This is a genomic window from Mucilaginibacter sp. P1_D10 (assembly GCF_056406215.1).
Window position 1 is genome coordinate 1 of sequence record NZ_JBFUAP010000001.1, and the last position, 13,445, is coordinate 13,445.

Consider the following 13,445-nt stretch of genomic DNA (forward strand, 5'->3'; position numbering starts at 1 on the left):
CATAAAGAAAATGGGCTTTGTAAGTCTCAAAGACATCTCAACCCCACTTAAGACTGTTACTGTTTAATGAACCGCCGTATGCCGAACGGCACGTACGGTGGTGTGAGAGGACAAGTAGGGAACTAATCCCTACTTTCCTACTCGATGGGCTTTTTACAGTGGAATAGAAATTATCACCTCAACTAAGGGCAACAAAAAAAGCGGCTTAACGCCGCTTCCTTGTCTTGTATGTTGTCCTTCGATTTTTCCTCTTAATTCTTGGCTCTCGATTCCTGTCCCTATAATTACGCCTCTATCACTACGCCCATGTTGCAGAACTTGTCTATACGTTCGGCAACCAGTTCATCTACGTTGCGTTCGCCAAGTACCTTTAGGTCTTTCAGGAGTTGTTTTTTTAGGGTAGCTGCCATAGCAACCGGATCCTGATGGGCACCGCCCAGAGGTTCTTTCATCACGCCGTCGATAAGTTTGTTTTTCAGCATCTCGGTTGAGGTAAGCTTCAGCATTTCTGCTGCACGCTCCTTGTGTTCCCAGGTTTTGAACAGGATGGTAGAGCAGTTCTCCGGCGAAATAACCGAGTACCAGCTATTATCCAGCATCATTACTTTATCGCCTATGCCTATACCCAATGCACCGCCCGATGCGCCTTCGCCTATAACTACGCATATAACCGGTACTTTCAGTACGGCCATTTCCAGCAAGTTGCGGGCTATGGCTTCGCCCTGTCCGCGTTCTTCCGCTTCCAGGCCTGGGAATGCGCCGGGGGTATCTATCAGGGTAACTACCGGCTTGCCGAATTTTTCGGCCATTTTCATCAGTCTTAAGGCTTTGCGGTAACCCTCAGGATTCGCCATGCCAAAGTTGCGGTACTGGCGCTCTTTGGTGTTGCGGCCCTTTTGGTGGCCAATGAACATTACGGTTTGGCCGTTTAAAGTGCCAAAGCCGCCGATGATGGCCTTATCGTCGCCCACGGTACGGTCGCCATGCATCTCGATGAAATCATCGCACATCAGCTCTATGTATTGCAGGGTGTAAGGACGTTCGGGGTGGCGCGATATCTGCACCTTTTGCCAACCGCTAAGGTTGCTATATATTTCTTTCTTGGCGGCTTCCAGTTTGGCTTCCAGTTCGGCAATGGTGGCGCTCATATCCAGCTTGTTCTTCTCTTCCACCTGCTGCACCTTTTCTATCTGCCCCTGAAGCTCTGCCAGCGGTTTTTCAAAATCAAATGTAATCTTCATACGATTTATTGAGCTGCTAAATTAAAAAAATCAAACGGCATATCATCAATTATTCATTTTTGAATGATTTGAGCTTTTCTATTTGCGACGGCGCAAGCTGCAGCCGGGTATTATAAGCCGCCGTTAAAATGGCTATGCGCAGTTCGCCAAGGTACAATCCGTAGCGGTTGGCAAAGAATAGTATATCCCCGTCATTCACCTTTTTCGACTGGAACAGGCCATCCAACTTGGCTTCGTTGGCTACGATAAAGCCGCCCATTTCTATTTTCTTACGCTGTAACTCAGTGTTTATTTTGGTTAAGGCAGCGATTTGGGCGCGACTAAGGCCGAGCTCTTTCTTGTATTTTAAAGCCTTTTGCGCAGACGGGTAACCATTCAGATCGGCAACCAGGCTCATCTGGTACAAATCCTGGCCTTTCATCAGCGCATCATATTGGCTGTTACTGATGGTTTTTACAGGCGAGGGTTTCAGCAGACTATCCGGAGTTTGCGCCGAGGCGGCGGTGGTGCCCATCATCAGGAAGAATAATAAGGAAGATATCCTTTGCATAATTGTAGATATGTTTAAAAGGTTAGTGCCCATAGCAGCTCCGTTATTGGGTTACCGCTACGGCTATTTTATGGTATTCGGCATCATTGGGTTCCCATAATTCTATCTTATTGCCTTCCGGGTCCATAATATGCACAAATTTGCCATATGCAGCTGTTTCCACTTGGTCGGTTATCGTTACGCTATCGGCACGCAGTTGCTTCAGCAAGCCCTCTAAATCTTCTACCCGGTAGTTGATCATGAAATCTTTGGCCGATGGGGCGAAGTATTTGGTTTTTTCGGAGAACGGGCTCCATTGCGTGTACCCGCGCTTGCTGCTGTCGCCGCCCTGATACCAGGCAAAGCTGGTGCCATATTTATCGGTATGCAGGCCCAGGTTCTTGCTGTACCAATCGCGCATTCTCTGCGGGTCTTTGCATTTAAAGAAGATGCCGCCGATACCGGTAGCTTTCTTATTGCTGTTGTTTTGTTTTACCGATTTAAAGGCCCAGCCCATGGCAAACGACGCCACAAAGCCGAGGGTGATGAATGCTTTTTTCATGTTAAGCTAAAGATACCTAATAATATCTGTCTAAAATAAAAGGCCTTGTTCATCTTTTACATAAATGTTGTTACTTTAGATGCACCTGTTAATAACCATTTATCCATGCTGGTCATATTTTTTTGCATCGTGCTGCTCATATTGCTGGTAAGCTGGGCTAAAGTAAACCCGTTTTTGGCTTTCCTTATCGTATCTATTACTGCCGGGCTTTGCCTTGGCATTCCGTTGAATAAGATAAACGCATCGGTACAAAAAGGCCTGGGAGATACTTTAGGGCAGTTGGCCATTATCATTTGCCTTGGCGCTATGCTGGGCAAGCTGGTGGCCACCAGCGGTGCCGCGCAAAAAATTGCCGAGGTGCTGGTAAGCGCATTCGGAACAAAATATATACAGTTGGCCTTGGTAGCTGCCGCCTTTGTGGTAGGTATCCCCTTGTTTTATGGCATCGGTTTCGTATTGATGGTGCCTTTGATATTTTCGATTACTTATAAGTATAAATTACCGGCAGTTTACATTGGCTTGCCTATGCTTTCGGCATTGTCTGTTACGCATGGCTTTTTGCCACCGCACCCCTCGCCATCGGCATTGGTGGTACTGTTCCATGCCAATATGGGGGTTACGCTATTATACGGCCTTATAGTAGGCATCCCTGCTATTATAGTGGCTGGCCCGGTATTGTCGCAGTTCCTTAAAAATATCCCTTCGGAACCATTGGCTACTTTCCGTGCCGAAGAAATACCGCAGGAAAAACTGCCAAGTGCCGCCAATAGTTTTTTTGCTGCCCTGCTGCCCGTATTATTGTTGGGCATTACAGCCGCGTTCCCTTTCATTGGAGATAATAAAGACTACCTGCACAAAGTTATAGCCTTTATAGGCGACCCGCCCATCGTGATGCTTATCGCTCTCGTTGTGGCAACTTACACCCTCGGCACAAAACAAAAAAAGGATATGGGCCAGCTGGCCGGCATTTATACCGATGCTATAAAGGATATTTCGCTTATCCTGCTCATCATCGGTGGTTCGGGGGCATTTAAACAAGTACTTACGGATGCCGGTGTAAGCAGCCAGATTGCAGACGGACTTAAATCTTTCAACCTACAACCGTTGTTCCTGGGCTGGCTTATAGCGGCTATCATCCGCGTGAGCCTGGGTTCGGCCACGGTGGCGGGCCTTACGGCAGCGGGCATTGTATCGGCCATGCTGATAAAAGACCCCAGCATCAACCCCAACCTTATGGTATTATCTATAGGGGCGGGTAGCCTGGCCTTTTCGCACGTAAACGATTCGGGTTTTTGGCTATACAAAGAGTATTTCAACCTTACTATAAAGGATACGTTCTTGTCCTGGAGTGTAATGGAAACGGTGGTATCGGTTGTGGGGCTGGCGGGTGTGTTGCTATTGAATGTATTCGTTTAAAAACCATCAATAATGAAAAAGATAATAATCCTGGCCCTTTGCCTGGCATTCGGCACAAAAATATATGCACAGGCAATAGCTGACGATGGCAGCTATTACACATCGTTCGATGGCACCAAAATTTATTATGAAGTAAAAGGGGAGGGGTTCCCGGTGGTGATGCTGCACGGCTTCACCGGCACAGCGCAAGGATGGAAGAACGGCCTGTTATACGATAACCTGCTAAAGCTGGGCTACAAGGTAATTATACTGGATATGCGCGGAAATGGCCGCTCTGATAAGCCACATACCGATGCCGGATATAGCAATGATGCTGAGGCAAAGGACGTAATAGGCCTTGTAACCAGTCTCGGCATAAAAAAGTATGATGTTATTGGTTACTCGCGCGGCTCTATCATTACCTCGCGGGTGATGGTGCTGGATAAACGCGTGCAGAAGGCCGTAATGGGCGGCATGGGAGCCGATTATACCAACCCCAACTGGCAACGCCGCATACACGCCTGGAAAGCCCTGGAGGGCGATACCACCCTGCACGATGTTGATGATATGATGGTATGGATAAACAAGAACCCCTTTGATAAAGTGGCGTTGGCCCTGCAGCAAAAGCATCAACCCAGTACCAGCCCTGCCGAACTGGCAAAGTTGAAGATACCGGTACTATTGATAGATGGCACCGAGGACACCACCAATGGCGACGTTGCCGATTTGAAGAAACTGATACCGCATGCGCAGATGGCTGCCGTACCCGGCGACCATAATAATGCAGGGAAAACTATACAGTTTTCTGAAGCAATTATCCATTTCCTGCAATAGAGCATTAAACTATAGCCGTTTTAAGCACTCCATAGTATGTAAACCGCGTGGCCTGCTATTTGTAATAGCAAGCCATATTTAGATACTATCACCATGAAAAAGATATTCATATACGGCGGCCTAATTATGGCATTAACCTCAGGTTTAAGCATGAATGCCAAGGCCCAAATAAGCAAACAAGGTAAGGGCGCTATTATAGGCGGTGCAGGCGGTGCAGTTGCCGGCGCTTTAATAGGTCACAATGTTAAGGGTGCCGTAATAGGCGGTGCCATTGGTGCAGGTGGCGGTTACATTATTGGTAACGAAGCACGGAGGCGCGAACAGAAAAAGAAACATGCCGCGTGGCTACAACGCCGCAGGGCATGGAAAGCTGCGCATCCGGGCAAAGCATACCCATATTAATTAAGGTGGTTTTACGCAGGGAAGCCCACGGCGATTGGCCGTGGGCTTTTTTTGGTGCCCGGCCTTCAACTATCTATCCTCTTTGCGAGCGATAGCATGGCAATCATCGGCAGGGAAATCGTCTTTGCATAGTGGACTCTGCTTGGCGAGGATTGCCACGTCGTGTCGCCGCACGTTTCCCGCGCCGTTCCTCGAAACGACGATGAGAGAAGGGAGAAGTTACACCGGCAATACAAAATAGAACTCGGCTCCCTGCCCTTCCTGGCTTTCTACGCCTATTTTGCCATGATGCAGTTCTACTATCTCGGCGCATAGGTAAAGCCCAATGCCGAAACCGCTGAATCCCTTGGTGCTTTCGTCCTCTACCCGGTAAAAGCGTTTGAAGATATTTTGCTGATCTTTTAGCTTAATGCCAATGCCCCGATCCTGCACAGATACTTTTACCCGCCCTTCCTGTGTTTGTATCGATACCTTTACTGCTGTGTTTTTGGGCGAATATTTTACCGCATTGCTAATGAGGTTATTGATTACCTGCCCAATCTTTTCACGGTCGGCCTCTAAAGTAACCAGTGGCCCTCCCTCAAACGTAATGATATGGCTTGCGGCAATGGGCCTGTAATCGGCCACCACCTCTTCTATCAGGCTGTTGATGTCGGTTTCGCTTTTGTCCAATGTTAATTTACCCGATTCGAGCTTGGAAAGGTCCAGGAAACCGTAGATAAGCTTGGTCATTTTGTTTACCTGGTTTTCTGATTTCTGCAAGGCATTTATCAGAAAGGCATCGCCGGCGGTTACCGCTTTAGAGAGTAGTACTTGTATATATGCTTTTAGCGAGGTAAGCGGCGTTTTCAATTCGTGGCTGGCCATGGCAATAAAATCGTTCTTGCGTATCTCGTCCTGTTTGCTTTCGGTAATATCCAGCACAGTGCCAATGAAGCGGTAAGGCACTTCCTCGTCGGTAAACATTACTTTGCCCTTTGCCCGCACCCAGCGCAGGCGTTTATCGGTTATTCCTATAGTGCGATACTCTACATCGTACTCGCCGTTGCTAAGCCCTTTGTTGAAGGCGTGGGTAACCGCATCGTCGGTTTTTTGGCGGTCGTCGGGATGCAGCCCTAATAAAAAGGACGTTTCGTAACTTAGAGGCCCGCTGTCATCTATGCCGAACAATTCGCGGCAGCGGTTGTCCCAAATCAGGCTTTGGTTCATCAGGTCCATATCAAAGGTGCCCAGCTCCGCTGCCTGCGTAGCCAACCTTAGGTTTTCTTCGCTTTTGCTCAGGTCCTGCATAATGCGCTTTTGCTCGCTTATGTCCTGCACGGTTCCCAGCATGCGCACCGGCACGCCGGTATCGTTATAAAGTATTTTGCCGGTAGTGCGTATCCAATGTATAGTAGCATCCAGCCAAACCACCCTCGCCTCGTAAAAATAAATACCCGTAAGCAGGGCTTCATCAAAAGCTTTTATCAGGATGTGCAGGTCGGCAGGTAGTATTATCTGGCGCAATTCGCTATGGGCGATAGTTTGCGAGCTATCCCTGCCGAATATAGCAGCCAGCCGCGGAGAGTGTATGATGGTCCCGCTTTGCAAATCCAGATCGAAAGTGCCCAGGCCGGTAGCTTCGGCAGCCAGGCGCAAGCGCTCTTCTGCATCCTGCAGCTTCCGGCGCGAGTTTACTTGCTCGGTAACATCGGTTGCTATCACCATAATGCCCGTTATACCTTCGCCGGGTGCCGTTATGGGCTGATAAACAAAGTTGAAATAGTATTGGCCCTTTACATTATTGCGTACTAAAAATACGCTGGCTTCATAACCGTAGTAGGTAACACCCGTATCATAAACACCCTGCAGGATACTGATGAACGGCTGACCCACAATTTCGGGCAGGCCCTGGCTAAGGGGCATCCCTATAACCTCGCGGCCCTTGCCCCATACTTGCAACATTTGTTCGTTGGCCAGTTCGATAACCAGTTCGAAACCGCGCAAAACACCTATAGCTACAGGGGCTTGTGCTATTAAATCAGAAAAATTTTGCTGGTTTAAATTGCCAGCTTGGCTTGAGTTTGTTTCCACGGTTTATATATAACAATAATAATACAATTAATAAGAAACACCCCGTTTCATATTCTTTTAAACTATGTAAAATAATTATGCTATTTTTGAACAGCCTTTCCCCCGAATATTTGCGCTATCTGTAGTTTTTGAATGCAGCGTTAAAAAAAATCATATACTTGAATACCATTTTTGGCTTTTTGTAGTTTATTAAACATCTTTTATGGTAAAGCGTATTTTAGTATTAGACGACAACCAGGACATTCTGGACATAGTGCATGAAACCCTCACTTACGAAAATTTTGAGGTAAGGAGTACCGGCGAAAGCGAAGAGGTAATGCCTTTGGTTGAAGAATTTAAACCCGACCTGGTGATATTGGATTACCGTGTAGCGGGCACTAACGGCGGCGAGCTTTGCCGTCAGATAAAAGCGCATCCCAAATTCGGCAACGTGCCTGTTATAATTTTTTCTGCCTACATCAACCGCGATGCCGAACTTTTGCGCTATGGCTGCGATGCCATTATCAACAAACCGTTCGACCTTACCGAGCTGGTAGAAAAAGTAAACAACCTTATCTCGTAAATTTCCCGTCGCCCATAATTAAAAAGTCCTATTAAAGTTTAAGCTGTATTATGCTTAGCAAATTTTATGCGTTAGCGCTTACCTGCGTGTTGCTGTTTACCTTAAGCCCGGCATCGGGCCAAAGCAACTATACAACTACCGATTTTTTTGTAACCAACGGTCCGTTGCAGTTGCAGGTGCGCAAAATTGTAGAAACTACCTACTCGTCGCGCCGTAAACTGCCACTGTTGCTGATACATGGTGGCACGGGAGCTACCACCTCTTTCGATTTGAATTTAGAGGATGCCTCGTTCGCCAAATCGCTCGCACTTGGTGGTTTTACCGTTTATCTGATGAACATACGCGGCTGGGAACGTTCTACAGCGCCGGCTTACAACCTTGCCGATACCTCCCTGGTTGCGGGCAGCTGCCAGGAAGCGGCTTCTGACATAGACGCCGTAGTGAATTATGTGTTGCAAGGCAACCCCGCCGGTAAAATAAACCTGTTTGGCTGGGCTGCGGGCGGGCATTGGGCGGCTTACTATACTACCCTACATAACGACAAAGTAGCCAACCTTATCGTACTCAATAGCCTATACGGCGTAAAAGCTCCCTGGGCATTTAACGAAGCGTTTGCAGATGCTGCCGATTCCTCTAAATTCAGTAATAGCATTTCCGCTTATCGCCAATCCGACGAGCAGGCAGTAGCCGATATCTGGAAGACGGGGTTGGCAGAGGCCGACACCATCAGCAAGGCAGATTCTGCCACCATACAAGCCTTTGCCAAAAGCGCAGTGAGTTTTAACGATGAGCATTTGCTTAAAACGCCGGGAGGGTTTCGTAAAGAAAGCTTTTATATGGCCGGCGGCCGAAAATATTGGGATGCGAAGGATATCACGGTACCCACACTAATTATCCGTAGCGACAAAGACTTTTGGTCGCGGCCGATAGACGTGGATACTTTTTATGATGAACTTGCAAACGCGCCAAAAAAGAAGCTGACTATTACCGGTGGCCACTTCGTTTTTTTAGACTATAGCGGCAACGGGCGCAGGAAATTGCTTATCGCCATCAATAATTTCGTGAAAATGGGCTTATAATAATCACCCGGATCCAGCCTTGTTTGCCCATGAGCGACCTTGTATCAAAACTGTTACCTAGAAATTTAGTTAAAAGATGTTAAATGGCATTTTTTGGTGCAACGGCGCTATAGCTTTGTGCGTCTTGTAAACCAAAACTATTACAATGAGAATATTTTTACTTGCCGCCATAGCCAGTTTAAGCTGCACTTTGTCTTTTGCGCAAAGCACCGCGCCTATTGCCATTAAAGGCATGGTGATAGATTCTGCCGCAAATAAACCATTAGATTACGCCACAATCGCGCTATCTGACGCAGCTACCAACGCACCCGTAAAAAGCACCCTGACTAAAGACGACGGTACCTTCTCCTTAACCAACCTGCCGGCAAAGGCCTATAAGCTTACCATCGTATCTATGGGCTACCGCAGCAAAATAATAGATATAAAGGGCGATGCTAGCATCGACCTTGGGAAACTCATGTTATCATCAGGCAACAAACAACTTAACGAGGTAACCGTAACCGCAGCCCGCCCCTTAATGAAACAAGAGGTTGACCGCATAAGCTACGATGTGCTGGCCGACCCGGAGAGTAAGGCATTATCGGCTCTTGATATGATGCGCAAAGTGCCGATGTTATCTGTTGATGCCGACGATAAGATACAACTAAAAGGCAGCGGCAACTACAAGATATTAATCAACGGTAAAGAATCGGCATTGATGGCCCGGAATCCATCTGATGTGCTGAAGGCTATGCCCGCCACCAATATCGAAAGGATAGAAGTGATAACCACCCCTCCGGCCAAATACGATGCTGAGGGATTGGCAGGCATCATCAATATCATCACCAAAAGAAATGGCGACCAGGGGTACAATGGCAGCCTCAACTCGCGCATCAACAGTGTATTCGGGCCGGCTATCAACTTAAACGGAACGGTAAAACAGGGCAAACTCGGGTTGTCGCTTTTTGGGGGGATAGGCAGCAACGGGCATAACAGCAACCCATTCAGCACTTCGCAAACCTTTTTTGCGCAGAATACTACCATACAGCAAAACGGAGAAAATACCTTTGGCGGCCACTTTAAATACGCCAATGCCGAGTTGAGCTATGAGATAGATTCGCTTAATCTCATCACAGGTTCGTATCAAATGTTTCAGGGCGATTTCGACCAGAGTAGCACCCAGCTATCTGCCCAAACCAATAGTGCAGGCGCGCTTATGCAAGGCTACAATTTAGCATCAGATGGGTACAACCACGATCGTGGTATGGACCTGAGCGTAAACTACCAACTTGGGTTCAAGGGCCATAAAGACGAATTGCTTACCCTAAGTTATAAATACAGCTACGGGCCCGGTACTATATTTGCCGACAACTTATTCAGCAACCGCCTAAATTATGCAGAAGCCCTGCAGCCCAACTACCGCCAGTACAACGAGGCGGGTAACCGCGAACACACCTTTCAACTGGATTATGCTTACCCCGTCAAAAAAGTGAGCATAGAGGCCGGCGCGAAGGCTATCCTGCGTAATAATTTTAGTGATTTCCGCCGCGAGGATTTCGACCCGGTGAGCAGCCAATATGTTATTAACGATGCCCAAACCAACATCTTCAACTACCACCAGGATGTATATAGCTTTTACAACTCTTACCAGTTAAAGTTCACCAAATTTACCGCCAAATTTGGAGCCAGGCTGGAGCGCACAGAGGTGAACGCCGATTTTTCGGGCACGCCGCTGGATAAAGGTTATAACAACCTTATCCCATCTATATCGGTACAGCGCAGCTTTAGCAAAAGCAGCGTAAGCCTTGGCTTTACTCAGCGCATACAACGCCCGGGCATATACCAGCTTAACCCATTCGTGGATCGCAGCAACCCCAAGTTCATCAACACAGGTAACCCCGACTTGCGCCCCGAACTGAACAATACCTTCGAACTCACGTACAGCAATTTCTCTAAAGGCTCTATCAATGCCAGCTTAAGCTATGCGTTCTCTAATAATTCTATCCAGAATGTCACCAATATCGATATCGAAAATGCCGGCACCGCGCACCCCGATACGGTTACCACCACCACTTACCAAAACCTGGGCAGCAACCGCACGCTGGGCTTAAACCTCAATAGCAATTACCAACTAAGCAAGCGCCTATCGTTCAGCCTGAATGCGCGCATTAGCCATGTTTGGTTAAAGGGTACTTACAATGGCCAGTTTTATAAAAACGATGGCTTCACCGGCAATGTGTTCACCAATCTGGGCTATAAATGGGAGAGCGGCTACCGCTTCGGTATAGATGCAGGCTATTTCAGCAGCAATGTAATGCTGCAAGGCAAAAATGGCAGCGGCATCTTCTCATCGTATGTGCTGGGTAAGGAATTCTTCAAGAAAACGCTCACCATATCGGCGGTGGCCAATAACCCTTACGCTAAGTTCCGTACCTTTAAATCGTACACCACCACGCCCGATTTTGAGCAGTCGTCGTTCTTCAGCAACCGCTACCGCAGCTTTGCCATTCGCATCAATTACAAATTTGGCAAGCTGAACGCTAACATCAAAAAGAACCAGCGCGGTATTAATAATGACGATACGCAAGGAAAGAGTGCGCCGTCGAATTAGAATTTGTCTGAACTCGAATTTGTCGAATTAAAAGAATTTACAGGAGAGAGGCGCTCCTAATTCGAAAAATTCTTTAAATTCCTTAAAACGGCGGAGCCCTCTTGAGCATCATTAAAATAACAAACTGCGAAAAATTCGAGTTCAGACATTTCCTTACCTTTACCCCCATGAAAGTTTACGGCATCACCAACTGCAACACAGTAAAAAAAGCGCTCGACTGGCTAAAGGCCAACAAAGTACCCTACGAATTCCACGATTTTAAGAAGCTGGGCATAAGCGCCGAAAAGCTACACGAATGGGATGCCAAAGCCGGCTACGAAAAGTTCCTGAACAAACAGGGCACCACCTACAAACAACTGGACCCGGAAGTAAAAGATGGCATCAAAACCAAGGAAGATGCCATTGTCCTGCTGAAAGAAAAAACCAGCATGATAAAACGCCCGGTGATAGAAAAGGATGGCTTTTTGTTTTTTGGGTTTGATGAGGGGGTTTATAGTAAGGGGTTGTTGTAAGTATAAACCTAACATCAAATGAGTTATTCGGGGAAAATATATGCTATTCCTTTAGATTTTGGCTACGGGTTCCTATTTGCCGAAATCTCGGATTTTTCTGAGATTTCTGAATTCGATGGCATGTTGGTAAAGGTATATAACTATAGCGTGAATGAACTCAGTGTAGATATTCCTATTGATGACATCGTATCCTCCGGACTTTTGTTATTCCCGATGCCAATGGGCAAATATCCGGCTACCAGAGGGAAATACGCCTGGAAACTTTGGGGCGAAAACCCGGCACACGACTATACCCCGCCAATTTTTAAAAGCTATCGCGGGATGCTTAAAGCAAAAAATTGGAGTGCGCTGACTCCATGGTTTAAACAAAGCCCATTTACTGAAAATTTTTACGATGAGAAATGTGTTTATGATGAGGTAAGGCATTTGGAGACCATGAAATTAAACCACCAGGACTTGATAAAAATAAAATGCACCATGCGCCTTTTTATTAATGATGGCAAAGCTGTATCAAATTTTTACGATTTGGGAGAAATGGGTTACCGGAATATGTATGTGCAAGTTGTAAACACCTATTACGATTTAGAAAAAGCAAACGAGTTATTAACGGTAGTTGATGATTTGCTTTAACACTCTCAAATAAAAACTGCGTTAATACGACTATGCCTCACCTTACCCCAACCTCTCCTTCATCACTTTAGCATAATCGGCAATAGCAATTGCCGGGTCGCCTAGCTCAGCGTGCCAGAGTTTTTCCCATTCAAAACTGTAGTAGCCTTTGTAGCCGCCTTTCTTCAGGATATCAACGGCCTCTAAAATAGGAGTATCACCTTGACCAAGCAGTACATATTGCAGGTTCTCTCCTTTTTTCACATTGTCACCCTTCAGTATCTTCGCATCCTTGATGTGCGTATGCCTGATGTAGGGCTGCAATACTTTATAAGCCTCGGCGGGTGGCTCCTGCGTTACAGACCACATATTCACCACATCCCATATTAGCCCTGCGTTGGGGTGTTTGGCAGCTTTCATTACCGTCTCCAGGTCGGCACTATGCACCAGGTCGCCATGCGATTCTATCAGTGCGCTTACTTTGCTGCCTTTGGCATGGTCGGCCAGTTCCAGCAGGCCTTTTACCATTAAGTCCATAGTAGCCGCCTTATCCTGTTCCTTAGGGAAGTTATTGGGGAACACCCGTATAAAAGGGCAATCCAGTTGTTGCGCCAAATCTATAAAGCGTTTCCCCTCGTCCAAATTCTTCTGTCGCTCGGCACCATCGGCAAAATGCAGCGTGCAGGATGAGCCGAGGTCGACAAAGCGCAGTCCCTTATCTTTCATCAATTGCAGGGTGTCTTTCCGGCTTTCGGGGGTGGCTAACTCTTTAACTTTCGTCAAATCCATTTCCCGCAGGATGCCGCGTAGCTCCAATCCGCTGTAGCCATGCAGCGCAGCAAAATCGACGATTTGAGCGAAAGGCCAATCCGGGCAACCCAGGGTAGAGAAGCTGAGCAGCGGTTTATCTTTTTTTAAAGTAAATGAGGATGCGACGGCGGCTCCTGCTACCAGCAGCGATGAAGTTTGCAAAAATTTACGGCGCGAGTAGGAGCTTGTCATAAATGGTTTTTAATGAAAAATAGATTGGCTAAAGGAGGGCGTTGCTTTAGGGGCA

The 13,445-nt window shown here is 47.1% G+C and carries 13 protein-coding genes; 8 read left to right on the forward strand and 5 right to left on the reverse strand.

Annotated elements, in window-relative coordinates; translation table 11 throughout:
- Nucleotides 1-284: 284 nt before the first annotated feature.
- From AC1DYT_RS00005 to AC1DYT_RS00015, 3 genes are read right to left on the reverse strand one after another with little or no spacing between them, the layout of a single operon-like run.
- Complete coding sequence (locus AC1DYT_RS00005) at nt 285-1,241, reverse strand: acetyl-CoA carboxylase carboxyltransferase subunit alpha (RefSeq protein WP_477467633.1); 957 nt, start codon at nt 1,239-1,241, stop codon at nt 285-287.
- A 49-nt stretch (nt 1,242-1,290) separates the two neighbouring features.
- A complete protein-coding gene (locus AC1DYT_RS00010) occupies nt 1,291-1,791 on the reverse strand; it encodes a hypothetical protein (RefSeq protein WP_477467634.1) in 501 nt (166 codons plus the stop codon).
- Nucleotides 1,792-1,834: 43 nt separating this feature from the next.
- A complete protein-coding gene (locus AC1DYT_RS00015; RefSeq protein ID WP_477467635.1) occupies nt 1,835-2,332 on the reverse strand; it encodes a VOC family protein in 498 nt (165 codons plus the stop codon).
- A gap of 105 nt (nt 2,333-2,437) precedes the next feature.
- Here AC1DYT_RS00015 and AC1DYT_RS00020 point away from each other — a divergent pair, with 105 nt between their 5' ends.
- The 3 genes from AC1DYT_RS00020 to AC1DYT_RS00030 all read left to right on the forward strand — a co-directional run bounded on the left by AC1DYT_RS00020 (nt 2,438) and on the right by AC1DYT_RS00030 (nt 4,963).
- Nucleotides 2,438-3,748, forward strand: a complete 1,311-nt coding sequence (locus AC1DYT_RS00020; RefSeq protein WP_477467636.1) for a GntT/GntP/DsdX family permease — start codon at nt 2,438-2,440, stop codon at nt 3,746-3,748.
- 12 nt (nt 3,749-3,760) lie between these two features.
- Nucleotides 3,761-4,561 carry an alpha/beta fold hydrolase gene (locus tag AC1DYT_RS00025; RefSeq protein WP_477467637.1) on the forward strand — a complete coding sequence of 267 codons (801 nt, stop codon included), beginning with the start codon at nt 3,761-3,763 and terminating at the stop codon, nt 4,559-4,561.
- A gap of 93 nt (nt 4,562-4,654) precedes the next feature.
- The gene (locus AC1DYT_RS00030; RefSeq protein WP_477467638.1) at nt 4,655-4,963 is read left to right on the forward strand and encodes a YMGG-like glycine zipper-containing protein; all 309 of its coding nucleotides are present in this window, start codon (nt 4,655-4,657) and stop codon (nt 4,961-4,963) included.
- A 219-nt stretch (nt 4,964-5,182) separates the two neighbouring features.
- Here AC1DYT_RS00030 and AC1DYT_RS00035 read toward each other — a convergent pair whose 3' ends face one another.
- The gene (locus AC1DYT_RS00035; protein WP_477467639.1) at nt 5,183-7,036 is read right to left on the reverse strand and encodes an ATP-binding protein; all 1,854 of its coding nucleotides are present in this window, start codon (nt 7,034-7,036) and stop codon (nt 5,183-5,185) included.
- A gap of 202 nt (nt 7,037-7,238) precedes the next feature.
- Between AC1DYT_RS00035 and AC1DYT_RS00040 the strand changes: the two genes are divergently transcribed.
- The 5 genes from AC1DYT_RS00040 (at nt 7,239) to AC1DYT_RS00060 (ending at nt 12,409) form a co-directional block, all read left to right on the forward strand.
- On the forward strand, nt 7,239-7,598 hold the full coding sequence (locus AC1DYT_RS00040) for a response regulator (protein ID WP_477461320.1): 360 nt from the start codon (nt 7,239-7,241) through the stop codon (nt 7,596-7,598).
- Between the two features lie 50 nt (nt 7,599-7,648).
- A complete protein-coding gene (locus tag AC1DYT_RS00045) occupies nt 7,649-8,677 on the forward strand; it encodes an alpha/beta fold hydrolase (RefSeq protein ID WP_477467640.1) in 1,029 nt (342 codons plus the stop codon).
- A 145-nt stretch (nt 8,678-8,822) separates the two neighbouring features.
- Complete coding sequence (locus AC1DYT_RS00050; RefSeq protein WP_477467641.1) at nt 8,823-11,267, forward strand: TonB-dependent receptor; 2,445 nt, start codon at nt 8,823-8,825, stop codon at nt 11,265-11,267.
- A gap of 101 nt (nt 11,268-11,368) precedes the next feature.
- Nucleotides 11,369-11,779 carry a Spx/MgsR family RNA polymerase-binding regulatory protein gene (locus AC1DYT_RS00055; RefSeq protein ID WP_477467642.1) on the forward strand — a complete coding sequence of 137 codons (411 nt, stop codon included), beginning with the start codon at nt 11,369-11,371 and terminating at the stop codon, nt 11,777-11,779.
- 18 nt (nt 11,780-11,797) lie between these two features.
- Complete coding sequence (locus AC1DYT_RS00060; protein WP_477467643.1) at nt 11,798-12,409, forward strand: hypothetical protein; 612 nt, start codon at nt 11,798-11,800, stop codon at nt 12,407-12,409.
- Between the two features lie 42 nt (nt 12,410-12,451).
- On the opposite strand, the gene AC1DYT_RS00065 is transcribed toward AC1DYT_RS00060, so the two are convergent.
- A complete protein-coding gene (locus tag AC1DYT_RS00065; RefSeq protein ID WP_477467644.1) occupies nt 12,452-13,390 on the reverse strand; it encodes a sugar phosphate isomerase/epimerase family protein in 939 nt (312 codons plus the stop codon).
- Between the last annotated feature and the right edge of the window lie 55 nt (nt 13,391-13,445).